Below are 25,864 nucleotides of genomic sequence, written 5' to 3' on the forward strand. Positions count from 1 at the left end.
CCGTACACCACGGTCGCCCGCTTGTCGATTGCCGAGGTCAGTCGCGGTCGGCGGCCGCCTCGATCCGGGCCATGTCGTCGTCCGACAGGCCGAAATGGTGGCCGATCTCGTGGACGAGGACGTGGGTGACGAGGTCGCCCAGCGTCTCGTCGTACTCGGCCCAGTAGTCGAGCAGCGGGCGGCGGTAGAGCCACACCGCGTTGGGCATCTGCCCGGTGACGAGGTCCCCGCCCTGCGCGAGCCCGACGCCGCGGAACAGGCCGAGCAGGTCGAACTCGGTCTCGCAGCCCATCTCGGCGAGCGTGTCGGCGTCGGGGAAATCCTCGACGTGGATCGCCACCCCCGCGCAGAGCCGCCGGAAGTCCTCCGGCAGCGCGGCGAAGGCGGCCTCCGCCAGCGCCTCGATCGCCGCGAGGTCCGGAGCCCGCGCCGCCGCCAGCCCGCTCACGGCGTCCGCGTCTCCGGCATCACGCATCGGTCGAGGAATTCCGCGAGGTCGTCGGTGATGTGGTCGATGTGCGGTTCCTGCACCGCCTCCTGCTCGAACGCCTCCCGGTAGGGGTCGGCGATCCGCGGCACGACAAGGACGGTGGCCATGCCGAGTTCGTGCGGCACGGTGAGGTTGCGGGCGATGTCCTCGAACAGCGCCGCGCGGGCGGGCTCGACCCCGTGGACGCGCAGGAACAGCTCGTAGGTCGCGCGCTCGGGCTTCGGGACGAAATCGGCGGCGGCGATGTCGAACACGTCCTCGAAATGGTCGAGGATGCCGAGCTTGCCCGCGACGTTCTCGGCGTGGCGGCGAGAGCCGTTGGTGAGGATCAGCTTGCGGCCGGGCAGCCGCTCGATCGCCGCGCCGAGGCTCGCGTCGAGCCGGATCGCCGAGTGGTCGATGTCGTGGGCGAAGTCGAGGAAGTCGTGCGGATCGACGCCCTCCTCCACCATCAGCGCCTTCAGGGTGGTGCCGTAGCGGTGGTAGAAATACTTCTGCAGGGCGCGGGCCGAGATCGCGTCGAGGCCGTAGAGGCGCATCACGTAGAGGGTGATGCGCTCGTCGACCTGTGGCCAGACCCGCGCGTCGCTCGGGTAGAGCGTATTGTCGAGGTCGAACACCCAGGTGTCCACCTTGGCGAAGCCGCGGGCGGCGGGGGTGGTGAAGTGGTCCCGGCCGCGATCCGGATTCGGGTCGCGATCCGGGTTTGGGCTTGGATCTGGACTGGAGCGGTACACCGTACCCTTCTCAGGTTCCGTGGGGGCCGGGCGGCCGAGCCGGCGGGTGTCGCACCCGATCGTGACGACCGGGCGACGACAATGCGCGAGACCCGCGGCGGTTGCCGCGGCGCGGTCAGGCCCGCCGAATCAGCGTGCCAGCGCCGTAATTGGTGAACAGCTCCAGCAGCACCGCGTGGTTGACCTTGCCGTCGAGGATGACCACCGCCTCGACGCCGCGGTCTATGGCGTACATGCAGGTCTCGATCTTCGGGATCATCCCGCCGGTGATGGTGCCGTCGGCGATCAGCCGCCGGCAATCCTCCACGGTCAGCTCGGGGATCAGCTTCTTGTCCTTGTCGAGCACGCCGGGCACGTCGGTGAGCAGCAGCAGGCGCTTGGCCCGCACCGCCCCGGCGATCGCCCCGGAGAAGGTGTCGGCGTTGACGTTGTAGGTCTGCCCGTCCGCCCCGTAGGCCACGGGGGCGAGCACCGGGATCAGCTCGGCCTTCAGCACCGCGTCGAGGACGCCGCGCTCGACGTGCTCGGGCTCGCCCACGAGGCCGAGGTCGAGCACCTGCTCCACCTGGCTGTCGGGGTCGCGGTAGGTCTTCAGGGCGCGCCGCGCGCGGACCATGTTGCCGTCCTTGCCGCACAGGCCGATCGCCCGGCCGCCCTGCCCCGAGATCCAGCCGACGATCTGCTTGTTGATCGAGCCGGCCAGAACCATCTCGACCACCTCGACGGTGGCGGCGTCGGTGACGCGCAGGCCGCCGCGGAACTCGGACTGGATGCCGAGCCGGTCGAGCATCCGCCCGATCTGCGGTCCGCCCCCGTGGACGACCAGGGGCTTCAGGCCCGACTGCTCCAGCAGCACCACGTCCTGCGCGAAGGTCTCGGCCGCCGCCGGATCGCCCATCGCGTGGCCGCCGTACTTGATGACCACGATCTCCTGGTCGTAGCGCTGCATGTGGGGCAGCGCCTGGGCGAGGATCTCGGCGCGCACGTGCACGTTCGGCAGTTCGGTCATCGTCCTTCGGCTGTCCTCTTCGGCGCGGCCCGGCGACAGGGTGTCGGGTCGTGCGGGCGGCGCGACAAATCGGGATTCCGGCGCGGCGCCGCGGCGCGACCGGCTCCCCGGCAGATGCGGGACTTCGTGCCCAGCGGGCGGCGCGCTTCTACAGGATGCCGCGTCCCCTGCGAAGCCGTGGCGCGGGCCCCGCACCCGGTTCGGGCGGATGCGGGCCCGTCCACGGCCGCGCCGTCAAAATTGGGTCGCGATTTCGCGGTGTTGCAGCGATGCGACACGCCCGGCGCCGCGCGGCGCGGCCCGGGTTGAAACCCATCGGCGCGCGGCTCATGTTGCAACGCAGCAAGCCGCTCGGCGCGACACCGGGAGATGCCGATGCGGATCGTGATGGTTGGGGCCGGGTATGTCGGTCTCGTCTCGGGGGCGTGCCTCGCGGATTTCGGCCACGCGGTGACCTGCGTCGATCGCGATCCCGACAAGATCGCCGCCCTCGAAGCCGGCCGCATGCCGATCTACGAGCCGGGGCTCGACGCGCTGGTCGCCGAGAACGTCCGCCAGGGCCGGCTGGCCTTCCGCACCCGCCTGCACGAGGCGGTGGCCGAGGCCGACGCGGTGTTCATCGCGGTCGGCACCCCGTCCCGCCGCGGCGACGGCTTCGCCGACCTCAGCTTCGTCTTCGCCGCCGCCCGCGAGATCGCCGCGGCGCTGACCGGCCACACGGTCGTGATCACCAAGTCGACCGTGCCGGTCGGCACGGGCGACGAGGTCGAGCGGATCATTCGCGAGACCGCGCCCGACGCCGACGTCGCGGTGGTGTCGAACCCCGAGTTCCTGCGCGAGGGCGCGGCCATCGCCGACTTCAAGCGCCCCGACCGCATCGTGGTCGGCACCGAGGATCCCCGCGCCGAGGCCGTGCTGCGGGAGATCTACCGGCCGCTCTACCTCAACGCCGCGCCGATCCTTGTGACAGGCCGGCGCACGGCCGAGCTGACCAAGTACGCCGCCAACGCCTTCCTGGCCACCAAGATCACCTTCATCAACGAGATCGCGGACCTGTGCGAGGCGGTGGGGGCCGACGTGCAGCAGGTGGCCCGCGGCATCGGGCTCGACGGGCGCATCGGCACGAAGTTCCTGCACGCCGGTCCGGGCTACGGCGGCTCGTGCTTCCCCAAGGACACGCTGGCGCTGGTCAAGACGGCGCAGGACGCGGCCAGCCCGCTGCGGATCGTCGAGACGGTGGTGGCGGTCAACGACAGCCGCAAGCGGGCGATGGCGCGCAAGGTGATCCGCGCCTGCGGGGGCAACGTGCGCGACAAGACGGTGGCGGTGCTGGGCCTGACGTTCAAGCCGGACACCGACGACATGCGCGAGGCGCCTGCCCTGGCGGTGATCGCGGGCCTGCAGGACGCCGGCGCGCGGGTGAGGGCCTACGATCCGGAGGGGATGGACCAGGCGCGGGCGCTGCTGCCGGGCGTGGCGTTCACCGGCGACGCCTACGATTGCGCGGAGGGGGCGGACGCTCTCGTGATCGTGACGGAATGGAACGCGTTCCGGGCGCTGGATCTCGACCGGCTGCGGGCGGCGATGCGCACGCCCGTCCTCGTCGACCTGCGCAACATCTACGACGCGGCCAGCGCCGAACGCCACGGTTTTACATACCAAGGCATCGGCCGGGTGAAGGATTGCACAGCCGGGCAGGCATCTTGAGCCTGGGCCCGAGCTCGCAGAGCAGGTGAATTATACGGCCAGATCTGCGAACGTGACCGCGAGTCGCGTGCAAGATCAAGGGCCGAGTCTTCAGGTCGCCGCGATCAGCGGTTGCGCAATTGTGGCTTTGTCATGGTAGCGCGGCCTTTTCGATGGTCGCTTGAGCCGAACTATCTTGGCGTTAGGCGGACAGGCACTGCCGTTGGCGCTGATGAATACATGTCACAGCCTCCCACAATCTCGGCGTGCAGGGATGATGCGGGCCGGGACCGGGTTGGACACCGCAATGGTGCCATACTAAGGGGGTGAGACGATACGGTATCCGTCCGGCGCAAGCCGGGGCGACTCCCGTTAACGAGCGTGTGCGAACCGAACGTGACACAACGTACAGACATCGCGATCGTCGGTCGTGCGTGCCGACTCCCCGGGGCGCCGAGCGTCGACGGGCTGTGGCAACTCCTCTCCGAGGGACGTTGCGCCGTGAGCCGCGTGCCGGGCGATCGGTTCTCGCTCGAACGGTTCTCCCACCCGCGCGCCCATGAGCGCGGCAAGAGCTACACCTTCGCCGCGGGCGTCCTCGACGACGTCTGGGCGTTCGACCCGGCGGTGTTCGGCATCTCGCCGCGCGAGGCCGAGCAGATGGATCCGCAGCAGCGGCTCCTGCTCGAGCTGACCTGGGAGGCGCTGGAGGACGCGGGCCTGCGCCCGTCGAACGTGGCCGGCAATCACATCGGCGTGTTCGTCGGCGCCTCGTCGCTGGATTACGGCAACCTGCGCATCCTCGATGCGCCGTCGGGCGATGCCTACACGGCGACCGGCAACACGCTCTCGATCCTCTCGAACCGCATCTCCTACATCTACGACCTCAAGGGTCCGAGCTTCACGGTCGACACCGCTTGCTCGTCCTCGCTGGTCGCCTTCGACAACGCCGTGCAGGCGATTCGCTCGGGCCGCGTCGACACCGCGGTGGTGGCCGGCGTCAACGTGCTCGCGAGCCCGTTCAACTTCATCTGCTTCTCCGCCGCGCAGATGCTGTCGCGCACCGGCCTGTGCCAGGCGTTCTCGGCGAACGCGGACGGCTACGTCCGCTCCGAGGGCGGCGTCGTTCTGGTGCTGCAATCGGCCGAGGCCGCGCGCCGCGCCGGCTCGACCGTGCGCGCCGTGGTCGCCGCCTCCGGCGTCAACTCGGACGGGCGCACCACCGGCATCTCCCTGCCCTCCGGCTACGCCCAGGCCGCCCTGCTGGAGAAGGTCTACCGCGAGGCCGAGATCTCCGTCGACGACCTCGCCTTCATGGAGGCGCACGGCACCGGCACGCCGGTCGGCGACCCGATCGAGGCCTCGGCCATCGGCACGAAGCTCGGCAAGGGCCGCAAGGCGCCGCTGCCGATCGGCTCGATCAAGACCAATATCGGCCACACCGAGCCGGTCTCCGGCCTCGCCGGCCTGATGAAGGCGACGCTGGCCCTGGAGCACGACCTCGTGCCGCCCTCGCTCCACGCGGCCGAGCTCAACCCCGACATCCCGTTCGGCGAGCTGAACCTTGACGTCGTCCGCGAGGGCCGCCCGATCGCGCGGGGCGCGCGCCAGCGCTTCGCCGGCGTCAACTCGTTCGGCTTCGGCGGCACCAACGCCCACGTCGTCGTCACCGACCCGGATCTCGCCCCGGCGGCCGCGAAGGCCGACGGCGCGCCCGCGCAGGTGCTGCTGCTCTCGGCCCAGACCCGGGCCGCCCTCAACGAGCTGGCCCTCGACTACGCCGAGCGCTTCGAGGGCAAGCCCGCCGAGGTCGGCGCCGTCGCCGCGGCGGTCGCGCATCGCCGCGAGCGCATGCCGGCCCGCCTCGCGATCGCACTCGACGGCAAGGCCGACGTGGCCGCGACGCTGCGGGCCGTCGGCGAAGGCGAGGACGCGCAGGACGCCTTCACCGGCACGGCGGTCGACCGCGCCGCCGAGGTGGCCTTCGTCTATTCCGGCAACGGCAGCCAGTGGGCCGGCATGGGCCGCGAGGCCTACGAGGAGAACGCGATCTTCCGCGCGGCCTTCGACCGGATCGACGCGCTGTTCCGCCCGCTCTCCGGCTGGTCGCTGAAAGACGCGCTCTACGCCGAGGACCTCGACGAGCGGCTCGCGCTCACCAGCGTCTCGCAGCCGCTGATCTTCGCGATCGAGAGCGCCTCGACGGCGGCGCTGCGCGCCCGGGGCCTCGCGCCGGCCTACGTGCTGGGCCACAGCGTCGGCGAGATCGCCGCCGCCGAGGCCGCCGGCATCCTCAGCCTCGAGGACGCGGTCAAGGTCATCTACTACCGCAGCCACCACCAGGAGACGACCCACGGCCAGGGCACCATGGCGGTGCTGCTGATGCCGGCCGACGAGGTCGGCGCCTTCCTGAAGGACTTCCCGACCCTCGACGTCGCCGCGATCAACAGCCCGAAGGCGGTCACCGTCGCCGGGCCGGTGGAGGATGTCGACGCGGCGCTCAAGGCCCTGTCGCGCCGCCGCCGCCGCGGCCGCAAGCTCGACCTCGCCTACGCCTTCCACGGGCGGCTGATGGACCCGACCGAGAAGCCGCTGCTGCGCGATCTCGCCGGCCTGAAGCCGCGGGGCGGCACCACGAAGATGGTCTCTACCGTGACCGGCAAGGCGCTGGACGGCGCCGCCTTCGGCCCGACCTACTGGTGGCGCAACATCCGCGAGCCGGTCCGCTTCTGCGACGCCGTGCAGGAGGCGACCCGCCAGGGCGCCCGGGTGTTCGTCGAGGTCGGCCCGCGCGCGACCCTGATGTCCCACGTCGGCGACGCGGTGGAGCCGCTCGGCATCGAGACCGCCACCGTCGGCGTCATGCACCGCAAGGCCTCGGGCGGCGACCCGATCGCCAAGGCCGTGAGCGCGGCCCTGGTGCAGGGCGCGGCGGTCGACGAGGCGCTGCTGTTCGGAGCCGCCCCGCGCGGCGACGTGCGCCTGCCGAGCTACCCCTGGCAGCGCCGGGCCTTCAAGCTCGCCGACACCACCGAGAGCATCGGCGCCACCAGCCCCCGCCCCTACCACCCGCTGATCGGCTCGCGCCAGGAGGCGGACGGCCTCGACTGGCACGGCTACGTCGACGCGGACACGGTGCCCGAGCTCGACGACCACCGCGTCGACGGGCAGGTGATCATGCCCGGCGCCGGCTTCGTCGAGATGGTGCTGTCGGCCGCCCGCGCCGCGCTGGACGACGACCACGTCGTGCTGTCCGAGTTCGAGATCCTCTCGCCGATGGTGTTCGCCGAGGACGCCCTGCGCGAGGTGACGGTGCGGCTCGCCGGCAGCGGCAACGGCATCCAGGTGCTCAGCCGCCCGCGCCTGACCCAGGCCCCCTGGCAGCTCCACGCCCAGGCCAAGATCGTCGAGGGCACGTTCTCGCCGCCGAAGAAGCCGGACCTGAACGGTTTCGACTTCGACTCCGCCGGCGACCACGTGATGGCCGGCGAGGCGCTCTACGCCAACGCCCTGGCCTCCGGCCTCAACTTCGGCCCGAGCTTCCGGCAGGTCGCGATGAGCGCCCGCCTCGACGAGGCGACGATCGTCTCCGATCTCCTCCCCGGCGAGGCCGACCCGCGCTACGCCCTGTCGCCGGCGCGGCTCGATGCCTGCTTCCACGGCCTGATCCTGCTGTTCGCCGACCTGCTCGGCGAAGGCGCGGGCAAGGCCTACATCCCGGTCCGGTTCGGCGAGGTCCGCCTCGTGCGCCCCGGCGCCGTCATCGCCCGCTCGGTGATCCGCACGCGCCGCTGCAACGAGCGCTCGATCCTGGCCGACTTCACGCTCCTCGACGCCGAGGGCGAGGTGGTCGCCACGATCCGCGAGGGCCGCTTCCAGGCCCTGCGCGCCAAGGGCGGCGGCGACCTCTCGGCCTACGCGATCTCGCAGGTGCCGGAACTCGCCACCGAGCCGACCGCGATCCCGATGGAGCGCCGCCCGAGCGTGGCCGCGCGCCTGCGGCCGCTCGTCGAGACCGCGAAGACCTCGGGCGACGCCGCGCTGTCGCCGGGCCACCTCCTGCTGGAGGGCTGGGCGACCTCGCTGGCCTTCCGGCTGGCGTCGGGCCTCGCCGATGGCGGCACCGTCCGCATCTCCGACGAGCGGGTGCCGGACGATCTGCGCCTCTGGCTCACCAACGCCCTCTCCGCTCTGGAGAGCAGCGGCCTCGCCGAGCGCGTCGGAGACGGCTGGGCGCTGGGCGACGGCTCGGCCCTGCCGGCGCCGGACGAGATCATGCGCTGGATCGCGGGCGACCACCCCGACCTCTCGGCCGAGCTGGTGCTGATCGCCGATATCGGCGCGACCGTCGACCGCCTGCTCGCCGGCGAGCTGACAGCCGCGCCGAGCCTGCCGCAGGGCGCCGTGGACGCCTTCGTGCTGCGCTCGGCAACGGCGCGCCACACGGCAGACGTGGTGGCGGGCCTGATCGACCGGGCCCGCAAGCAGCTCCCGAAGGAGCGCGCCCTGCGCGTGCTCCAGGTCGGGTTCGGCCCGCTCTCCTCCCAGGCCGCGGCGTTCGCGGCCGCCGCGGAGGCGCGGCTGACCGTGTTCGAGACCGACCGGCGCCTCGCCGAGCGCGCCCGCCTGTCGCTCGCCCGCGGCACGGCCGTGGCGGAGACGGCGGAGGAGCTGGCCTCCGCGAGCTTCGACCTGATCCTCGCGGCCGGGAGCCTGCATCGCGGCGACCGCGCCCTGACCGGTCAACTCGCGGCCGTGCTCGCCACCGGCGGCCTGATGATCGCCGTCGAGCCCGGCGCGTCGCTGTTCCGCGACCTCGTGTTCGGCCTGACCCCCGCGTGGTTCGAGGAGGGCGTCGGCGGCCTGCCCGTCGGCCGCCTCGACGACATCGAGGGCTGGCAGCGCTCCCTGAGCGCCACCGGTCTCGTCAGCGTCGCGGTCGAGCGCGCCGCCTCCGCCAACGGCGACGACCTGCTCCTGGTCGCCGAGGCCCCGGTGCGTCCGGGCCCGGCCCCGGCCCAGAGCTTCGCCTTCGTCATCGGCTCGGACGACGAGTTCGCCGCCGAGACCGCCTCGTCGCTCGCCACCCTGCTGGTGGCGGGCGGGGTCCACGTGTCGATCATCCTCGACTCCGAGACCTCGCTGATGGAGCTGGAGAAGGAGACGCCGGACACGGTGGTGTTCCTGGCCGGCGCCTTCTCCCGGGGCGGCGAGGCGGCCGAGCGCCTGCGCGACCGCTGCATGAGCCTCAAGCGCTGCACCGAGCATCTCGGCGCACGCCAGACCCGCCTGTGGGTCGTCGCCCCGGGCGCGACCCGCGACCGCGGCGGCCAGGCGACCAACGTCGAGGCGGGCGTGTGGGCCTTCACTCGCACGCTGGCCAACGAGGCCCCGAACCTCGACGTGCGCCGCATCGACCTCTCGCCCGAGATGTCCTCGAAGCGCGCCTCGGAGCGCCTGCGCGATCTCATCCTCTCCGGCACGCCGGAGACCGAGATCGTGCTCGACGACGAGCGCACGCAGGTGATCCGCTTCCACGCCGGCCGGCCGAAGCACCGCGATCCGGCCGACGCCGTGCCGGCCGAGGCCGCGCGGCTGGAGCGCAGCAACACCGGCGGCCTCAACGAGATGGTGTGGGGGCCGGCCGAGCGCCGGCAGCCGGGCCAGGGCGAGATGGAGATCGCGGTGGAGGCCACCGGCCTCAACTTCCGCGACGTGCTCTGGGCGCTGTCGATGCTCCCCGAGGAGATCCTCGAGGACGGCTTCGCCGGTCCCCGACTGGGCCTCGAATGCGCCGGCACGATCACCGCGGTCGGTCCGGGCGTGAAGGGCTTCAAGGTCGGCGACCCCGTCGTCGCCTTCGCCCAGTCGGGTTTCGCGACCCACATCGTCGTGCCCGACCTCGTGGTCGCCCCGCGGCCGAACGGGCTCGATCCGATGGCGGCGGCCACCGTGCCGGTCGCCTTCCTCACCGCCTATTACGGCCTCGTGAGCTGCGCCCGGATGCGGCGCGGCGAGTGGGTGCTCGTCCACGGCGGTGCGGGCGGCGTCGGCTTGGCCGCGCTCCAGATCGCCAAGCTCAAGGGCGCTCGGGTCATCGCCACGGCGGGCTCCCGCGAGAAGCGGGCGCTGGTCAAGGCGCTGGGTGCCGAGCACGTGCTCGATTCCCGCTCGCTCGCCTTCGTCGACGAGGTCCGCGCCATCACCGGCGACGGCGTCGACATCGTCCTCAACAGCCTGTTCGGCGAGGCGATGGAGCGCTCGCTGAACGCGCTGCGGCCGTTCGGCCGGTTCGTGGAGCTCGGCAAGCGCGACTACGTCGCCAACACCCATATCGGCCTGCGGCCGTTCCGGCGGAACCTCAGCTACTTCGGCGTCGACCTCGATCAGGTGATCCAGCACCAGGGCGACGACGGCGCGCGGATGTTCCGCGAGGTGATGGCGCTGTTCAACGACGGCGGTCTCAAGCCGCTGCCGTACCAGCCCTTCACCGCGGCCGAGACCTCGGACGCGTTCCGGCTGATGCAGCAGTCCGGCCACGTCGGCAAGATCGTGATCAGCCCGCCCAAGGCCGGCACGATCCTGCGCGACCGCGACCGGCCCTTCGCGGTGTCGTCGGACGGGGTCCACCTCGTCACCGGCGGCCTCGGCGGCTTCGGCCTGGAGGCGGCGCGCTGGCTCGCCGACAAGGGCGCCAAGCGCATCGTCCTCGCCGGCCGCAAGGGTGCGGCGAGCGACGAGGCCAAGGCGATCCTCGCGGAACTGACGGCGCGCGGCGTGGAGGCGCAGGCCAAGGCGGTGGACATCACCAGCCGCTCGGCGGTCGACCGGATGCTCGCGGAGATCGAGCAGGGCGGCAAGAAGCTCGCCGGCGTGATCCACGCGGCGGCGGTGCTCCAGGACGGCCTGATCGCCAACCTCGACGGCGCGGCGCTCGACGCGGTGATCGGGCCGAAGGTGATCGGCGCCCAGCACCTGGACGCCGCCACCCGCGACCGGAGCCTCGACTACTTCGTCGTGTTCTCCTCGGCGACCACCTTCATCGGCAACCCGGGCCAGGGCTCCTACGTCGCCGCCAACGGCTTCATGGAGGGCCTCGCCCGCCAGCGCCGCCGCCGCGGTCTTCCGGCCCTCGCGGTCGCCTGGGGCGCGATCGGCGATGTCGGCATGCTCGCCCGCAACAAGGCGGTCATGGAGGGTCTGGCCGGCCGCGTCGGCGTCACGCCGATGGAGGCCCGCCGCTGCCTCGACCTGATGGCGGAGGCGCTGTCCGGCCAGGGCTCGTCGCCGGACGAGGCGGTGATCGCCATCGCCGCGATGCACTGGGGCAAGGCGCGCGAGCGGCTGGCCACCATGCGCTCGCCGAGCTACGCGGAACTCGGCTCCGACCAGCAGGCGGAGGCCGGCGGCGTCCAGGCGATCAACATCGCCGCGCTCCTCAAGGGCGGCGACGTCGACGCGGTCCGCAAGACCGTCGCCGACGCGATCGTCGAGGACATCGCCCGGATCCTGCGCCTGCCCAAGGACGACATCAGCCGCGTGCGCCAGCTCTCGGAGATCGGCCTCGACTCCCTGATGGGCGTGGAGCTGGGGGCGAGCCTGCAGGAGCGCTTCGGCCTCGACTCGCCGCCCGCCGGACTCTCCTCCGGTATGACGGTGAACGAACTGTCGGAGTCCTTAATTCAGGCGGTTTCGGCGCCCATGGACGAGACGGCCGGCGTTGCGATGAGTCTCGTGGCGAAGCACGTCGGCGGTGAGGTCGATGCGGCGGTGATTGCGCCGCTCAAGGATCTCATCGAGGCAGGTGACAACGCGTTCAAAGAGACCTTGCAATGACGCAGACGGCACGGCCTGACGGCGGGCGCGCGGCGCTCGCCGGCTTCGTGACCAATCGACTCGGGCGCAGCACGCCGCGCCCGATCCCGGTGAAGGCGCCGGAGGCTTCCGCCTCCAGCGCGGCCCAGAACTTCGAGAACCTCCCCGGCTACCGGGAACTGAAGCTCCAGCGCTCGGCGGCCGAGCTGATCGGCCTCGGCAACCCGTTCTTCCGCGTCCACGACGCGAAGGCCGGCGCGACGACGCGCATCGACCAGCGCAGCTTCACCAACTTCTCCTCTTACGACTATCTCGGCCTGAACGGCCATCCGCGGGTCAGCAACGCGGCGCGCGAGGCGATCGAGAACTACGGAACCTCCGCGTCGGCGAGCCGGGTGGTGGCGGGCGAGCGGCCGGGCCACATCAGCCTGGAGCAGGCGCTGGCCAAGCACTACCGCACGCAGGGCTGCGTGGTGATGGTGAGCGGGCACGCCACCAACGTCACGACCATCGGCGCCCTGCTGGAGCCGGGCGACGTGGTGTTCCACGACGCGCTGTCCCACAACAGCATCGTCACCGGCGTGCAGCTCTCCGGGGCGCAGCGCCGCTCGTTCGCGCACAACGACCTCGACGCCCTGGAGACCCTCCTCCAGCAGACCCGGCACGAGCACCGCCGGGCGCTGATCGTGATCGAGGGCCTGTACAGCATGGACGGCGACGCGCCGGATCTCGCCGGCTTCGTCGCTCTCAAGAAGCGCTACGACGCGTGGCTGATGGTGGACGAGGCCCACGGCCTCGGCGTCACCGGCCGCACCGGCGCGGGCCTGTTCGAGCATTGCGGCGTCGACCCGAAGGAGGTCGACATCTGGATGGGCACGCTGTCGAAGACGCTCTCGACCTGCGGCGGCTACATCTGCGGCCCGATCGCGCTGATCGAGTACCTGAAGCACTCGGCCGGCGGTTTCGTGTACAGCGTCGGCATGTCGCCGCCGCTCGCCGCCGCCGCCGAGGCGGCGCTGGGGGTGATGCACGCCGAGCCGGAGCGGGTCGAGCGCCTGCGCCAGAACGGCAACCTGTTCCTGACGACCGCCAAGAAGCTCGGCCTCGATACCGGCTTCAGCCTCGGTCTTGCGGTGATCCCGATCATCGTCGGCGATTCGCTGAAGGCGGTGACGCTCTCGGACCGGCTGTTCCGCCGCGGTATCAACGTGCAGCCGATCATCCACCCGGCGGTGCCGGAGCGGGCCTCCCGGCTGCGCTTCTTCCTGACCTCCGAGCACACCGCCGACCAGATCCGCGACACCGTCAACGCGGTCGCCGAGGAACTCTCGGCGATCGACAAGGGCGGCTCGCTGATCGAGCAGTTGCTCGCCAAGCGCTGACACTCCGCTGCCGCGGAATCGAACAAGGGGCGCCGACCACCGGGTCGGCGCCCCTTTCTTTTCGTCGTATCGCATCCCCCGGCGCGGCCCCGGACGGCGGCAGCCGCCCGGGAAGCCGGAGCGTTACTTGGCGTAGCTGTACGCGAGGGCCGCGGACGAGACGGGCCCGGTGACGCTGGAGAAGACGCCGATGACCTTCTGCACCTCGGTGAAGGGGGCGTTCGAGACGTAGACCAGATCCCGGTTGCGCATCCGGAACGCCTGGCTGGTGAACAGGCTGTTGGGGTCGCGCATGTTGATCCGGTACACCACCGGCACCAGAGGCGTGCCCAGCAGCTTCGAGTCCGGCGCCAGACGCCGCACCACGGCGGCCGGCTCGAACCGGAAGATGAACGTGCCCGCCGGGTCCGCCTGGAAGTCCGACAGCCCGCGCGCCTTGGCCAGCGCCTGCGCCAGGGTGATGCCGTCGGCGGCGAACGGCAGCTCGGTGGTGTTGCCCAGCGCGCCGACCGCGATGAACGTCTGCGGATCGCGCACCAGCGTGAGCACGTCGTTGGGCCGCAGGTAGATGTTCTCTTTGGGGTTCGACACCACCGTGGTCATCGGCACGGTCGCCGTGACCTTGCCGCGCGACAGCCGCACGAACGTCTCCGACACCGGCGAGCGCACGCCGCCGGCGGCGGCGACCACGTCGAGGATGCGGTCGCCGTGGCCCGACAGCGGCAGGCGGGCGCCGGCCGCGCCCTCGCCGGTGACGGTGACCGCCTGGCTGATCGGGCGGGTGACCGAGACGAGCACCTGGGGCTGGATGGCCTTGCCGGCGAGTTCGCTCTCGATGAGCGCCTGCACGTCCTGGGGCCGGCGTCCGGCGACGTGGATGCGGCCGGCGTAGGGCACGGAGATGGCGCCGTCGCGCCCGACCGGCTGCTCGGGGATGAGGGCGGACTTGGATCCGGCGGAGAAGCGGTCGGCGACGAGCGGCCCGGAGAACAGGCCGCCGGACCCGGCTTCCCAGACGGAGACGGAGACCATGTCGCCGACGCCGATGACGGGCTCGGTGGAGGGTCTGTGGTCGCCGAAGGAGGCGAGCAGGCTGTCGAGGGGCCGGCCGCGCAGGGCCTCGACGGCGGCGGGGGAGACGTCGATGATCTCGTAGCGGGCGAGCAGGGCGCCGTCGGCGGTGGCGACCTCGGCCCCGGCCTCGATCGCCGAAGCGGTCGGGCCCGCCGCCGGCAGCGCCGTGCAGCCCGCCATCGATCCGGCCGCCAGCGCGGCCATCAGCCCAGCGAGCGCCGTCTTACGCAGCATCACGTGAAACTCTCTCCTCGCCGGGTGCCGCGCCATCGCCGGCTCGGTCCGGGCCTCGATGGTGGCCGCTAAACGCTGCGATCGCTTTAACGGCGCGCCGACGGGGCGACCCCCTCCGAGCCGGCACGTCCGCTGCCGGGACCATCGGCCGCCAATGCGTCACCACCGTGGCACGGCCACGCTTGGCGACTCAAGCCCGCGTTGGGGCGGCCTGGGACGAGGATGCGGCGGTGAGGTGCGTGCGCAACTGTCGTCCGAGGGCGTCGGCCGCGAGATCGACCCGGCGCGGGGCCGCGCGGGGCCCGCCGAACCGGAACAGGGCGTAGTCGGTCGCGGTGCCGCCGAAGCCCGGCTTGCAACTCGGCAGCGCGGGGGCGTGGTCGCCGAACACGCACAGCGTGACGCTCCGCCCCGTGGTCCGGGCATGGGCTTCGAGCCCCGCGACCAGTTCCTCCACCATCCGGCCGGTGTTGACCACGTGGTGGAGGTACTGCGCGAGCGGGTCGTCGATGCCCGGAAGCCGGCCGGGCTTCCAGGGGCCGTGATTCTCCATGGTGACGCTGAACAGGAACAGCGGCCCCGGCCGCGCGGCGACCTCGGCGAGCAGGCGCCGCCCGAGCGCCACGTCGCCGACATAGGGACCGACCCGCTCCGCCCCGTCGAAGGTTTCGCCCATCGCGAGATCGGCGAACCCCTGCGCCTCCATCACCCGCGCGCGGCGGAAGAAGTCGCGGTGGAACGGGTGCAGGAACAGCGTCGCGTAGCCCCGCGCGCCGGCGAGGCGGGCGAGGCTCGTCGGCTCGTCGCCGCTGCGGGCGAGGTAGGGATCGAAGACGCCGAAGCCGAGATCCTCCGCCGGGCGGCCGGTGAGCACCGCGTGCTCGCTGCGCATCGTGTAGGCGCCGTGGGCGGGCACGCGCAGGCGGCCGTGCTGGTCGGCCCGCGCGCGGATCAGGTCCATCAGCGGCAGCGGCGCCCCGCCGAGGCGCTCCGGGTCGACGAAGGATTCGAGCTGGATCAGCACCAGCACGTCGTCGCCCGGGCCCGGCGGCAGGGCCGGGACCTCGGGCGCGCGGGCGCCGTCGACGAAGCTGCGGGCCGCGTAGGCCATCAGGCTCGCGGGCAATCCGACCCGGGCCACGTCCGCCTCCAGGTCCGCCCGCGGGAAGGCCCGCGCCAGAAGACCCGCGAGCGGCGGCCGGACCGACGCCAGCGCGAGGGCCGCGAGCCCGAGGGGCAGGACGAGCAGCGCCGCGATCCGGGGACCGTGTGCGGCGGGCAGCACGGTCGGCTCGGTGCGGTACCAGAGCACGGTGCCGGCGAGCGTGAGCAGGACCGGCACCGAGATCCGCGGGTCCCAGAGCGGCGGGATGTAGTAGAGCTGCGGGTGGCGCGGAACCTGCGGAAGCAGGGCGAAGTCGCTGAACACCAGCGGCTCGCCGATCACCGAGCGCTTGGCCCGGCTGACGATCACCAGGGCCGCCACGGTGACGAGCGTGGTGAGTGCCGCGAGCCAGGGCCGCCACGAGAATTCGAACCAGAACAGCAGGATCAGGAGATAGCTGAGGAGCCGGAGCGCGAGGTCGCCGGGGGCGAGGCTGGCGGGGCCCCGGGAATCCCCGGCCAGCGCCTCCAGGGCGAGGCAGAGGGCGAGCGCGAGCCCGGTCGCGGCGAGGAAGGTCATCACGGGTTTCGGCGGGTGCGTGTGCGTTTGCGGCGGGCTTCAGCGCGGGCCCGCCTCGCGGCCGACGCCGCGGCGGCTGCGCAGCGCCCGCACGATCGGGTTGGTCAGGCCGTAGCGGACGCGCATCGCGAGGTGGGCGAGGCGGCCGATGGCGAGCGCCGAGGGCGGCGCGGCGGCCCGCGCCTCGCTCAGGCGATCGAGGAGCTGCTCCGGCGTGCAGGGCTTCATCGCCACCGGGTCGAGGTAGCGCGGATAGAGGATCATCGCCCCGGCCACCAACTCGTCGAGCGCCAGCCTGCGGCCGCGGTCGGCCCCGGGGGCGAGATCCTCGCTGAGGCCCCAGCCGGCGTAGAACGGCCGGCCGTGGGTGGCGACCGTCAGGCCCCGGATCAGCGCCTCGAAGCCGGCGAGCGAGGTCATGGTCTCGACGTGGTGGACCCGGTCGAGCAGGTCGACGATGCTGACGCCGCCGACGATCCGGTCGGCCAGCGCCAGGGCCTCCGCCTCCGGGATCCGGCCGGGCCGGTAGCCCGCCTCCACGTCCGGATGCGGCTTGTAGAGCAGGAAGGCGTCGGGATTGCGCGCCCGGGCGGCGGCGAGCAGCGCCTTGTTCGAGCGCACAAGAGGCGAGCCGTGCTGGACCGAGGCGTCGTCCTCGACCTGTCCCGGCACCAGCACGATCCGCCGGCCCGCGGGCCAGTCGAGGACGCCCGCGTCGAGCCCGACATTGTACTTGCTGAGCCGGCGCGCCACCACCGCCTCCCGCAGTGCCCGCGCCCGCGCCACGAGGTCGGGGGGGAAGGCGCTCTCGGCGAGCAGCCGCTGCAGGCGGCTCTCGCGGCGCGGATCGTAGTAGATGCCGAGGTCGTCCACGACGATCGAGGCGCCGGGCTGGAGGCTCGCCCCGAGCCCGACCGAGCGCAGGAACCCGTCCTCGACCCGGGCGAGCGGCAGGCCCGCCTCCGCGCATGCCGCTTCGAGCTGGCCCGGCGCCCGCGTCGACCACGCGAGCACCCGGCCGCCGTGGCGGCGGCCGGCGGTTATCGCGGCCTCGGTCGTCATGGTGTGGACCGGCCGGCCCGCGGGGCCGAGGCCCAGCACGTCCAGCGCCGGGCGCTTCCAGCGGGACATGCCGACATAGACCACGCGCCGGTCGTTCTCACCGAAACGGGCGGCGAGCCACGCCACCCGCTCGGCGCAGGCGTCCCGGTCGATCGGTGCCCGCGTCCAGGGGTCGAGATAGTGGACGCCGTCCGCGCCCCCGAGCGGGGCGCCGTCGAGGGTCAGGCGCAGCGAGGCGAAGCCGGTCTCCGGCCCGTCGTAGGGGCTGACCAGGGGGCCGGGCCCGACGATCAGCCGACGCCGACCGGTGGCGGCGAGCGCGCGGGCGGGGAGGCTCCCCGCGCCCCACGCGGCGCCGACCGCGCCCGGCCGGAACGGTCCGAAGGCAAGGCCGGACGCGGCCTCGATCTCGGCCCGCAGGCGGCGGATCGTCGGGCCGGTCGCGTAGAGCGTCGGGGCGGGTTCGGGGCGCATGGCGGGCGCGGTGGCCTCCGGAATCTGGGGTCGGCGGGTCTCGGATCGTGCAACGGTCGGGCACGGCTCGTGACCGCCTGTAGCGCATTTCCTGCCCGCGCGCGCCCTGCCCGGACGGGCGCCGTCCGCGCGGCCGGCCGGTGGATCGCGGGGACAAGAGCGGCGGGTGTCTCCCGACGCCACGGGGCGGCAAGGTTTTGGACATACCGTCGCCCCGATTGCCGGCTCAATCCCCGGCGTGGCCGTTGCGACCGGAGCGTTGCAGCCGTGCCACGTCGGGGCGGAAAGGCGTCAGGCTGCCGCTGCCTCGGATTGCTCGGCCGCCGCGACGCGTGCCACCTCTGGTTTGTCCGGCCGGCGATCCCGGTCGATTGGGTCAAGGACGGACGCGCCGCGGAATGCTCAAGCCTGCTCCCGACGCCCAGCGCGACCGACCGGCGACGTTCCTGTTCCTCCAGGGCATCGCCTCGCCGTTCTTCTCCGACCTGGGTCGGGCCCTGCGCGCGCGCGGCCACGATGTCCGCCGGATCAACCTCTGCCCCGGCGACTGGCTGTTCTGGCGCGGGCCGGCCGACAATTACCGCGGCCCGCGCGAGGCGTGGGGCCGCTATCTCGAGGATTACGTCGCCCGCGAGGGCGTCACCGACGTGGTGCTGTTCGGCGATTGCCGGCCCTTCCACCGGGCGGCACGGATGATCGCGGAGACCCGCGGCCTGCGGGTGCACGTGTTTGAGGAAGGCTACATCCGCCCGAACTGGATCACCTGCGAGCTCGGCGGCGTCAACGGCTTCTCCTCGCTGCCGCGCCGGGCGGAGGAGGTCCGGGCGCTGGCCCGGCGCCTGCCGCAGCCGGGCCGGGCGATGCCCTCGACCGGCGACATGGCCCGCCGCAGCGTGTGGGACGTGGGCTACAACCTCGCCAACGTCCTGTTCCCCTACCTCTACCCGCACTTCCGCAGCCATCGCCCGACCCACATCGCCGCCGAGTACGCCGGCTGGGTCAAGAAGTTCTCGCGCCGCGGCCACACCCGCCGCGAGGCGGCGCGGTGCGGCGAGATCTACAACGCGGTGGGCTGCGACTACTTCCTGCTGCCGCTCCAGCTCGACAGCGACTACCAGATCCGGGTCCACTCGCCGTTCCTCGGCGTCGAGGGCTTCATGGACCGGGTGATCAAGTCCTTCGCCGACACGTCGAAGGCGCCCACCCGCCTCCTCGTGAAGCTGCATCCCCTCGACAGCGGCCTGATCAACTGGCGCAAGTTCGCCCGGGCCTCGGCCCGCCGCCACGGGGTCAGCGACCGGCTCGACTTCATCGACGGCGGCGACCTGCCGAGCCTGATCGCCGGCGCGCGCGGCGTGGTGATCGTCAATTCGACGGTGGGGATGCTCTCCCTGGAGATGGGCCGCCCGACCCACGCGGTCGGCACCGCGATCTACAACATGCCGGGCCTGACCCATCAGGGCGACCTCGACCGGTTCTGGACCGACCCGACGCCCCCGGACATGGGTCTGATGGCCGATTTCCGCCGGGTCGTGCTCCACAGGACACAGGTCAACGGCGGCTTCTTCTCGGCCTCGGCGATCGAGCGGGCGGTGGCCGGCTCGGTGCCGCGGATCGAGTCGGCGCTGCCCGACGCGATGCTGGCCGCCGCCCGCGTCGTGCGCGAGGCGGCCGAGCGCGACGGCGAGCTGGCCCCGGTCTACTGATCGCCGCGACCGTCTTCGCGGGGATTCCAGCGGTCTCGGGCCTCGAAGTTCGACGCCTGAGCTTTTCGCGCCCTTGATCTCCTCAGTCTCCGCGGCGTAGCACCCGCGGCATGCCCCGCATCCTGATCACCGGCGCGTCGAGCGGCATCGGCGCTGCGCTGGCGCGCCACTATGCCGTCGCCGGCACCAGCCTCGTCCTCGTCGGCCGGAACGCCGACCGCCTCGAAGCGGAGGCGCAGGTCTGCCGCGCCCGCGGCGCCGCCGTCGAGACCGCCGCCCTCGACACCCGCGACCGGGACGCGGTCCGCGCCCTGGTGCACGCGACCGACGCGGCCGGCCCCCTCGACCTCGTGGTGGTGAACGCCGCGGTGAACGGCGGCAACCAGCGGGGCGAGGTCGAGACCGAGGAGACCGCCTTCGAGACCGGGGACATCAACTATACCGGCTCGCTCAACGTGATGCTGCCGGCCCTGAGCCTGATGCTGGCCCGCGGCCGGGGCCAGATCGCGCTGATGTCGTCGCTCGCCGCCTACGCGCCGCTGCCCGACGCGCCGGCCTACAGCGGCGCCAAGGCGGCGCTCGTCGCCCACGGACTGGCCCTGCGCCAGAAGGTCGGGCCGCGGGGGGTGCGGATCAGCGTGGTGACGCCCGGCTACGTCAAGACGCCGATGGGCGGCGAGCTGAAAGGCTGGCGTCCCCTGGAGGTGAGCGCAGAGCAGGCCGCCGCGGTGATCGCCCGGGGGCTCGCGAAGAACCGCGACGTGATCGCCTTCCCGTTCGCGCTGGCGGCGCTGGCGCGCACGGTGCTGCTCCTGCCCGAGAGCGTCCGCCGCGTCGGCCTCTACGCCTTCCGCTTCCAGCGGCGGAAGCGCCGATGACGCGCCCCTTGCGAATCGCGCTGTTCGTCCTGGAGGCGCTGCCCAACGCCCGGACCGTGCGCCGGCTGGTGGCCGACCGGGCGGACGAGATCGTGCTGGTCGGACTGTCGAACGCCGAGCGGCCGTCGAGCGGGGGGCTGACGGGACAGGTGCGCCGCCACCTCGCGCGCTCCGGGCCCGGCATCCTGCCCTACCTCGCCTGCAATTTCGGCCTGCCGGACCTGCTGCGGCCGCTGGCGCCGCTCACCCAGGCCGCCTCCGGGAGCAGCGACGTGCCCGAGGCGACGCCGCTGACGACCCTGTGCCGCCGCCTGGGCCTGCCGACGCTGAAGGTCGACGACGTGAACGGATCCGAGGTCGCCGCCGCCCTGCGCGCGGCCGCTCCCGACCTGATCCTGACCTACCATTTCGACCAGATCCTCCGGGCGGAGACGATCGCGCTCGCCCGCCTCGGCGGGATCAACGGCCACCCGGGCCTGCTGCCCCGCCACCGCGGCCCGGTGCCGACGATCCACGCCCTGTCGGACGGACCGGACGCGTTCGGGATGACCCTGCACCGGCTCGCCGCCACGATCGACACCGGCGCGATCCTCGCGCAGGAGGCGGTGCGCCTGTCCGCCGACGTCACGGCGACCCGGGCGGCCCGCCTGCTGCACGACCACGGGCGCGGCCTGCTCGACGGCCTGCTCGACACGATCGCCCGCACGGGCGCGCTGCCCGAGGGCCGGGCGACCGAGGTGCTGCCCTACTGTCCCTTCCCCGACCGCGCGCTGCTCGCCTCACTGCGCCGCCGGGGCCTGCGCCTCGCCGACGCCCAGGATTTCCGCGACGCCCTGAGCCTGTCCGCGCGGGCGGGCTGAGGACGCGCCGCTCAGTCCGCGACGGGCCGCGCCCGCCGACGCCCGTACCCGACATAAATCGCCAGCCCGATCGCGAGCCACGCGGCGAGCCGCAGCCACGTCTCCGGCGGCAGCGAGGCCATCAGCGCGGCGCAGGCGAGGATGCCGAGCCCGGCGACCAGCGGGGCCGCGGGCACCCGGAACGGCCGCGGGCGCGCGGCCTGCGTCCGCCGCAGGATCAGCACGGTGGCGCAGACGAGGGCGAAGGCCAGCAGCGTGCCGATGCTGACCAGCTCGCCGAGCACGCCGATCGGCACCAGCCCCGCCACGGCGGCGGTGGCGAGCCCGATCACCCCCTGGCTCGCCACCGGGACGTGGGTGCCCGGGTGGAGCCGGGCGAACAGGTCGGGCAGCAGGCCGTCGCGGGCCATGGCGTAGAACACCCGCGCCTGACCGTAGAGGGCGGTGAGCGTCGCGGTGGTGAGGCCGACCAGCGCCCCGAGCTTGATCGCCGGCGCGAAGCCGGCCAGCCCGATCGTGTCGACGGCGCGCGCGATCGGGTCGGCCACGTCGAGGGTCCGGTAGGGCACGAGGCCGGTCAGCACCGCGGCCACCGCGACGTAGAGCGCCGTGCTGACGGCGAGCGAGCCGATCAGGCCGATCGGCGCGTCGCGCTGCGGGTCGCGGCACTCGCCCGCCGCCGTCGCGACCGTCTCGAAGCCGATGAAGGCGAAGAACACCACCGCCGCCCCGCGGAAGACGCCGCTCCAGCCGTAGGCGCCGAAGCTGCCGGCGTTCTCCGGCACGAACGGGTGCCACAGGTCCGGCCGGAGATGGACCGCGCCGACGGCGACGAAAGCGAGGATGATCGCGACCTTCAGGGCGACGAGCGCCGCGTTCACGCGGGAGGCCCCGCTCGTGCCGCGCATCAGCAGCGCGGTGAGCGCCAGCACGATTCCCGCGGCCGGCAGGTTCACCAGCCCGCCCTCCCCCGGGGCCGCGGCCAGCGCCGCCGGCAGCCGCAGGCCGAGGTCGGCGAGCACGCTCTGGGCGTAGCCGGACCAGCCGACCGCTACGGTCGCTGCGGCCACCGCGAATTCGAGCACGAGATCCCAGCCGACGATCCAGGCGGGCAGCAGCCCGAGGCTCGCGCGGGTGTAGCTGTAGGTGGAGCCCGCCTCCGGGATCATCGCCGCGAGTTCGGCGTAGCACAGCCCCACGAGGCCGCAGGCGATGCCGCCGAGGGCGAAGGACAGGATCAGCGCCGGCCCGGCATAGTGCGCGGCGGCGGTGCCGGTCAGCACGAAGATGCCGGCCCCGATCGTGGCGCCGAGCCCGATGCAGACGAGGCCCGGGGCGGTGAGGGTGCGGGCGAGGGCCCCGTCCGGGGCCGGGGGCACCCGCATCGTCGGATGTGTGTCGCGCATCGGTGCCGTCTTCCCGCGTCGCGGCCACGCCCCGGCAAATCTCGCGCCGTCTCAACCGTTCGGGTCGGTCCTGGTTGCTCCTCAAGTCCCGCGCGGGGCTGGCATCGCGGGCGGTTTCGTGTATGGATCCCGCCGGCCTCGACCCGGGATCCCGGGCGGGGCTTGAGCCGCTTGCGGTGTGACCGTGCTGGACGACATCCCGGCACCGGCCGAACCGCGGGCACGCGCGCCCCGCGCGGGCGCGCCTGATCCGACGACAGATACCCGAAAGGCACGCGATGTCGATCACGGCAGAGCGCAAGACCGCGCTCATCAAGCAGCACCGCCACGACGCCAAGGACACCGGCTCGCCGGAGGTGCAGGTGGCGATCCTCACCGAGCGGATTACCAACCTGACCGCCCACTTCAAGTCCCATGCCAAGGACAACCATTCCCGGCGCGGGCTCCTGAAGCTGGTCTCGCAGCGCCGCTCGCTGCTCGACTACCTCAAGCGCAAGGACGAGCCGCGCTACCGCTCTCTGATCGAGAAGCTCGGCATCCGCCGCTGAGGCGATGATGTTCGCGCGGTCCCGGAGATCCGGGGCCGCGCTTCGCTTGGGCCTGTCCGGGCATGGGGCCCGGGCGCGCCGCGCGGCGGGCTTCGAGGCGCGTGCGCCGGGGCAGGATCGCGAGGCGCTTCCTCGGAACGGAAGCGCCTCGCCGTCTTGCCCCCGGCGGCGCCGGGCCCGGCCGCCGCAGGAAGGCAAGGAACTGACAAGATGTTCGACGTGCAACGCGAAGAGCTGATGTGGGGCGACCGCAAGCTCGTCCTCGAGACGGGCAAGGTCGCCCGGCAGGCCGACGGCGCCGTGGTCGCCACCTACGGCGAGACCTCGGTGCTCGCCACCGTGGTCGCCACGAAGGAGCCGAAGCCCGGCATCGACTTCATGCCGCTCACCGTGAACTACCAGGAGCGCGCCTACGCCGCCGGCCGCATCCCGGGCGGCTACTTCAAGCGCGAGGGCCGTCCCTCCGAGAAGGAGACGCTCGTCTCCCGCCTGATCGACCGGCCGATCCGGCCGCTGTTCGTCGAGGGCTGGCGCAACGACACCCAGGTCGTCGTCACGGTGCTGACCCACGACCTCGAGAACGATCCCGACATCGTGGCGATGGTCGCGGCCTCCGCCGCCCTGACCCTGTCGGGCGTGCCGTTCATGGGCCCGATCGGCGGCGCCCGCGTCGGCTACATCAACGGCGGCTACCGGCTGAACCCCCTGGTCAACGAGACCAAGGAGGAGTCGAGCCTCGACCTCGTCGTCGCCGGCACGCAGGACGCGGTGCTGATGGTCGAGTCCGAGGCCAAGGAGCTGTCCGAGGACGTGATGCTCGGGGCCGTGATGTTCGGCCACAAGCACTTCCAGCCGGTGATCGAGGCGATTATCCGTCTGGCCGAGAAAGCCGCCAAGGAGCCGCGCGATTTCAAGGCGCCCGAGAACGCCGAGGTTGAGACGGCGGTGCTGGCGGTCTGCGAAGCCGAGCTGCGCGCCGCCTACACCAAGACCGTCAAGCAGGAGCGCTACGCCGCGGTCGACGCGGTGAAGGCCAAGGTCGTGGCCGCCCTCTGCCCCGCCGAGGGCGAGCAGAAGTTCAGCCCGGAGAAGGTCAAGGCCGCCTTCAAGGAGGCCCAGTCGAAGGTGGTCCGCTGGAACATCCTCGATACCGGCACACGCATCGACGGCCGCGACGTGAAGACCGTCCGCCCGATCGTCTCCGAGGTCGGCGTGCTGCCGCGCGCCCACGGCTCGTCGCTGTTCACCCGCGGCGAGACGCAGGCACTGGTGGTCGCGACGCTGGGCACCGGCGAGGACGAGCAGTTCATCGACGCGCTGGAAGGCACCTACAAGGAGCGCTTCCTGCTGCACTACAACTTCCCCCCCTATTCGGTGGGTGAGACCGGCCGCATGGGCTCCCCGGGCCGCCGCGAGATCGGCCACGGCAAGCTGGCGTGGCGGGCGATCCGCCCGGTGCTGCCGCCGGCCCACGAGTTCCCGTACACGATCCGCGTCGTGTCCGAGATCACCGAGTCGAACGGCTCCTCGTCGATGGCCTCGGTCTGCGGCGGCTCGCTGTCGCTGATGGATGCCGGCGTGCCCCTGCGCCGGCCGGTCGCCGGCATCGCCATGGGCCTGATCCTGGAGGGCGAGCGCTACGCGGTGCTCTCCGACATCCTCGGCGACGAGGACCATCTCGGCGACATGGACTTCAAGGTGGCCGGCACGGACGAGGGCGTGACCTCGCTCCAGATGGACATCAAGATCGCCGGCATCACCGAGGAGATCATGCGGGTCGCCCTCGATCAGGCGAAGGGCGGCCGCGCCCACATCCTGGCCGAGATGGCGAAGGCGCTCACCGCCGCCCGTCCCGAGCTCGGCGAGTACGCGCCGCGCATCGAGACCATGCAGATCCCCACCGACAAGATCCGCGACGTGATCGGAACCGGCGGCAAGATCATCCGCGAGATCGTCGAGAAGACCGGCGCCAAGATCAACATCGAGGACACCGGCATCGTGAAGATCGCCTCCGCCGACGGCAAGGCGATCAAGGCGGCCTACAACTGGATCCGCTCGATCGTCGCGGAGCCGGAGGCGGGCACGATCTACGACGGTACGATCGTGAAGTGCATGGAGTTCGGCGCCTTCGTGAACTTCTTCGGCGCCAAGGACGGCCTCGTCCACATCTCGGAACTCGCCGCCCAGCGCGTCGCCAAGGTCACCGACGTGGTGAAGGAGGGCGACAAGGTGAAGGTGAAGTTCCTCGGTCAGGACGACCGCGGCAAGATCCGCCTGTCGATGAAGGTTGTCGATCAGCAGACCGGCGAGGACATCACCGACAAGATCAAGGCGCAGCGCGACGCCGAGCGGGCCGAGCGCGGCGACGAGCCCCGCGGCGAGCGCGAGGGCCGCGGTGACCGCGAGGGCGGCGGCCGCCACCGCGGCGAGCGGCGGCGGGAAGCCGGGGAGTAAAGACGAGGGGGGCGGCCGTTCGGTCGCCCCTTTTCGTATGGCTTGAAAACCTCACGCCGCGACGGATCGAACAAGCTCCCACGTGACGGCTCTATCGCGATAGGGCGGCATCAGATCGTGGATCGCGATCGGCAGGGTCGCGGACGGCGTATCCGCCACGCGCCACAGCCCGGACGTGGGACATTGCTGCCCCGTCCGCACCTTCGCCCCAACCGCGATCTGCGCTGAAGGGCTCGGCCCGTTCTTCGTCTCGGGGGCCGCCCGCGACCGGCAATCCGCGATCAAGGCCGCAGAGTCACGCTCGATCGCGGTCCGGCTTTCCGGCGAAAGCTCACCCAGCATCGCGTCCAGAGATACGGGCATCG

Annotated in this window: 16 protein-coding genes; 8 read left to right on the forward strand and 8 right to left on the reverse strand. The window is 72.4% G+C overall.

Annotation, left to right across the window (positions count from 1 at the left end; all coding sequences use genetic code 11):
* Positions 1 to 37: 37 nt before the first annotated feature.
* The 3 genes from Q8W71_RS11540 to argB form a co-directional block, all read right to left on the reverse strand.
* The gene (locus Q8W71_RS11540) at positions 38 to 475 is read right to left on the reverse strand and encodes a metallopeptidase family protein (protein ID WP_370875390.1); all 438 of its coding nucleotides are present in this window, start codon (positions 473 to 475) and stop codon (positions 38 to 40) included.
* Positions 445 to 1,122 (reverse strand): pyrimidine 5'-nucleotidase, encoded by a 678-nt coding sequence (locus Q8W71_RS11545; protein WP_305525584.1) that lies wholly within the window; start codon positions 1,120 to 1,122, stop codon positions 445 to 447. Before Q8W71_RS11545 ends, Q8W71_RS11540 begins: the two co-directional genes overlap by 31 nt.
* Positions 1,123 to 1,342: 220 nt before the next feature.
* Positions 1,343 to 2,236, reverse strand: a complete 894-nt coding sequence (gene argB / locus Q8W71_RS11550; protein ID WP_305525516.1) for an acetylglutamate kinase — start codon at positions 2,234 to 2,236, stop codon at positions 1,343 to 1,345.
* A gap of 375 nt (positions 2,237 to 2,611) precedes the next feature.
* Here argB and Q8W71_RS11555 point away from each other — a divergent pair, with 375 nt between their 5' ends.
* The 3 genes from Q8W71_RS11555 (at position 2,612) to Q8W71_RS11565 (ending at position 13,119) form a co-directional block, all read left to right on the forward strand.
* Positions 2,612 to 3,943: a UDP-glucose dehydrogenase family protein gene (locus tag Q8W71_RS11555; protein WP_305525517.1), complete on the forward strand. Its 1,332-nt coding sequence runs from the start codon at positions 2,612 to 2,614 to the stop codon at positions 3,941 to 3,943.
* A 375-nt stretch (positions 3,944 to 4,318) separates the two neighbouring features.
* Positions 4,319 to 11,758, forward strand: a complete 7,440-nt coding sequence (locus Q8W71_RS11560) for a type I polyketide synthase (RefSeq protein WP_305525518.1) — start codon at positions 4,319 to 4,321, stop codon at positions 11,756 to 11,758.
* The gene (locus Q8W71_RS11565) at positions 11,755 to 13,119 is read left to right on the forward strand and encodes an aminotransferase class I/II-fold pyridoxal phosphate-dependent enzyme (RefSeq protein WP_305525519.1); all 1,365 of its coding nucleotides are present in this window, start codon (positions 11,755 to 11,757) and stop codon (positions 13,117 to 13,119) included. The genes Q8W71_RS11560 and Q8W71_RS11565 overlap by 4 nt, the downstream gene beginning before the upstream one ends.
* Positions 13,120 to 13,242: 123 nt before the next feature.
* Here the strand turns inward: Q8W71_RS11565 and Q8W71_RS11570 are convergent, their stop codons facing one another.
* The 3 genes from Q8W71_RS11570 to Q8W71_RS11580 all read right to left on the reverse strand — a co-directional run bounded on the left by Q8W71_RS11570 (position 13,243) and on the right by Q8W71_RS11580 (position 17,647).
* Positions 13,243 to 14,427, reverse strand: coding sequence for a polysaccharide biosynthesis/export family protein (locus tag Q8W71_RS11570; protein ID WP_305525585.1), 1,185 nt, complete (start codon positions 14,425 to 14,427; stop codon positions 13,243 to 13,245).
* 190 nt (positions 14,428 to 14,617) lie between these two features.
* Entirely contained in the window at positions 14,618 to 16,114 is a 1,497-nt protein-coding gene (locus tag Q8W71_RS11575) for an LTA synthase family protein (protein WP_305525520.1), read from the reverse strand.
* Positions 16,115 to 16,150: 36 nt separating this feature from the next.
* The gene (locus tag Q8W71_RS11580) at positions 16,151 to 17,647 is read right to left on the reverse strand and encodes a capsular polysaccharide export protein, LipB/KpsS family (RefSeq protein WP_305525521.1); all 1,497 of its coding nucleotides are present in this window, start codon (positions 17,645 to 17,647) and stop codon (positions 16,151 to 16,153) included.
* A gap of 398 nt (positions 17,648 to 18,045) precedes the next feature.
* On the opposite strand from Q8W71_RS11580, the gene Q8W71_RS11585 reads away from it, so the two are divergent.
* The 3 genes from Q8W71_RS11585 (at position 18,046) to Q8W71_RS11595 (ending at position 21,091) form a co-directional block, all read left to right on the forward strand.
* Positions 18,046 to 19,353 (forward strand): capsule biosynthesis protein, encoded by a 1,308-nt coding sequence (locus Q8W71_RS11585; protein WP_305525522.1) that lies wholly within the window; start codon positions 18,046 to 18,048, stop codon positions 19,351 to 19,353.
* A gap of 110 nt (positions 19,354 to 19,463) precedes the next feature.
* A complete protein-coding gene (locus Q8W71_RS11590; protein ID WP_305525523.1) occupies positions 19,464 to 20,231 on the forward strand; it encodes an SDR family NAD(P)-dependent oxidoreductase in 768 nt (255 codons plus the stop codon).
* Entirely contained in the window at positions 20,228 to 21,091 is an 864-nt protein-coding gene (locus Q8W71_RS11595; protein ID WP_305525524.1) for a formyltransferase family protein, read from the forward strand. Before Q8W71_RS11590 ends, Q8W71_RS11595 begins: the two co-directional genes overlap by 4 nt.
* Before the next feature lie 11 nt (positions 21,092 to 21,102).
* On the opposite strand, the gene Q8W71_RS11600 is transcribed toward Q8W71_RS11595, so the two are convergent.
* Positions 21,103 to 22,497: an amino acid permease gene (locus tag Q8W71_RS11600; protein ID WP_305525525.1), complete on the reverse strand. Its 1,395-nt coding sequence runs from the start codon at positions 22,495 to 22,497 to the stop codon at positions 21,103 to 21,105.
* A 278-nt stretch (positions 22,498 to 22,775) separates the two neighbouring features.
* Here Q8W71_RS11600 and rpsO point away from each other — a divergent pair, with 278 nt between their 5' ends.
* Complete coding sequence (gene rpsO / locus Q8W71_RS11605) at positions 22,776 to 23,045, forward strand: 30S ribosomal protein S15 (protein ID WP_305525526.1); 270 nt, start codon at positions 22,776 to 22,778, stop codon at positions 23,043 to 23,045.
* Positions 23,046 to 23,255: 210 nt separating this feature from the next.
* Entirely contained in the window at positions 23,256 to 25,499 is a 2,244-nt protein-coding gene (pnp, locus tag Q8W71_RS11610) for a polyribonucleotide nucleotidyltransferase (protein WP_305525527.1), read from the forward strand.
* Between the two features lie 51 nt (positions 25,500 to 25,550).
* Here the strand turns inward: pnp and Q8W71_RS11615 are convergent, their stop codons facing one another.
* A complete protein-coding gene (locus Q8W71_RS11615; protein WP_305525528.1) occupies positions 25,551 to 25,862 on the reverse strand; it encodes a hypothetical protein in 312 nt (103 codons plus the stop codon).
* Positions 25,863 to 25,864 lie beyond the last annotated feature (2 nt).

The organism is Methylobacterium amylolyticum, from assembly GCF_030700245.1.
In the GTDB taxonomy this organism is placed as follows: Bacteria; Pseudomonadota; Alphaproteobacteria; order Rhizobiales; family Beijerinckiaceae; genus Methylobacterium.

Coding starts and splice junctions, on each gene's coding strand:
- Q8W71_RS11540 (WP_370875390.1), bottom strand. CDS start 475: ATGCGTGATGCCGGAGACGCGGACGCCGTGAGCGGGCTGGCGGCGGCG.
- argB (WP_305525516.1), bottom strand. CDS start 2,236: ATGACCGAACTGCCGAACGTGCACGTGCGCGCCGAGATCCTCGCCCAG.
- Q8W71_RS11555 (WP_305525517.1), top strand. CDS start 2,612: ATGCGGATCGTGATGGTTGGGGCCGGGTATGTCGGTCTCGTCTCGGGG.
- Q8W71_RS11565 (WP_305525519.1), top strand. CDS start 11,755: ATGACGCAGACGGCACGGCCTGACGGCGGGCGCGCGGCGCTCGCCGGC.
- Q8W71_RS11570 (WP_305525585.1), bottom strand. CDS start 14,427: ATGCTGCGTAAGACGGCGCTCGCTGGGCTGATGGCCGCGCTGGCGGCC.
- Q8W71_RS11580 (WP_305525521.1), bottom strand. CDS start 17,647: ATGCGCCCCGAACCCGCCCCGACGCTCTACGCGACCGGCCCGACGATC.
- Q8W71_RS11585 (WP_305525522.1), top strand. CDS start 18,046: ATGCTCAAGCCTGCTCCCGACGCCCAGCGCGACCGACCGGCGACGTTC.
- Q8W71_RS11590 (WP_305525523.1), top strand. CDS start 19,464: ATGCCCCGCATCCTGATCACCGGCGCGTCGAGCGGCATCGGCGCTGCG.
- Q8W71_RS11595 (WP_305525524.1), top strand. CDS start 20,228: ATGACGCGCCCCTTGCGAATCGCGCTGTTCGTCCTGGAGGCGCTGCCC.
- Q8W71_RS11600 (WP_305525525.1), bottom strand. CDS start 22,497: ATGCGCGACACACATCCGACGATGCGGGTGCCCCCGGCCCCGGACGGG.
- rpsO (WP_305525526.1), top strand. CDS start 22,776: ATGTCGATCACGGCAGAGCGCAAGACCGCGCTCATCAAGCAGCACCGC.
- pnp (WP_305525527.1), top strand. CDS start 23,256: ATGTTCGACGTGCAACGCGAAGAGCTGATGTGGGGCGACCGCAAGCTC.
- Q8W71_RS11615 (WP_305525528.1), bottom strand. CDS start 25,862: ATGCCCGTATCTCTGGACGCGATGCTGGGTGAGCTTTCGCCGGAAAGC.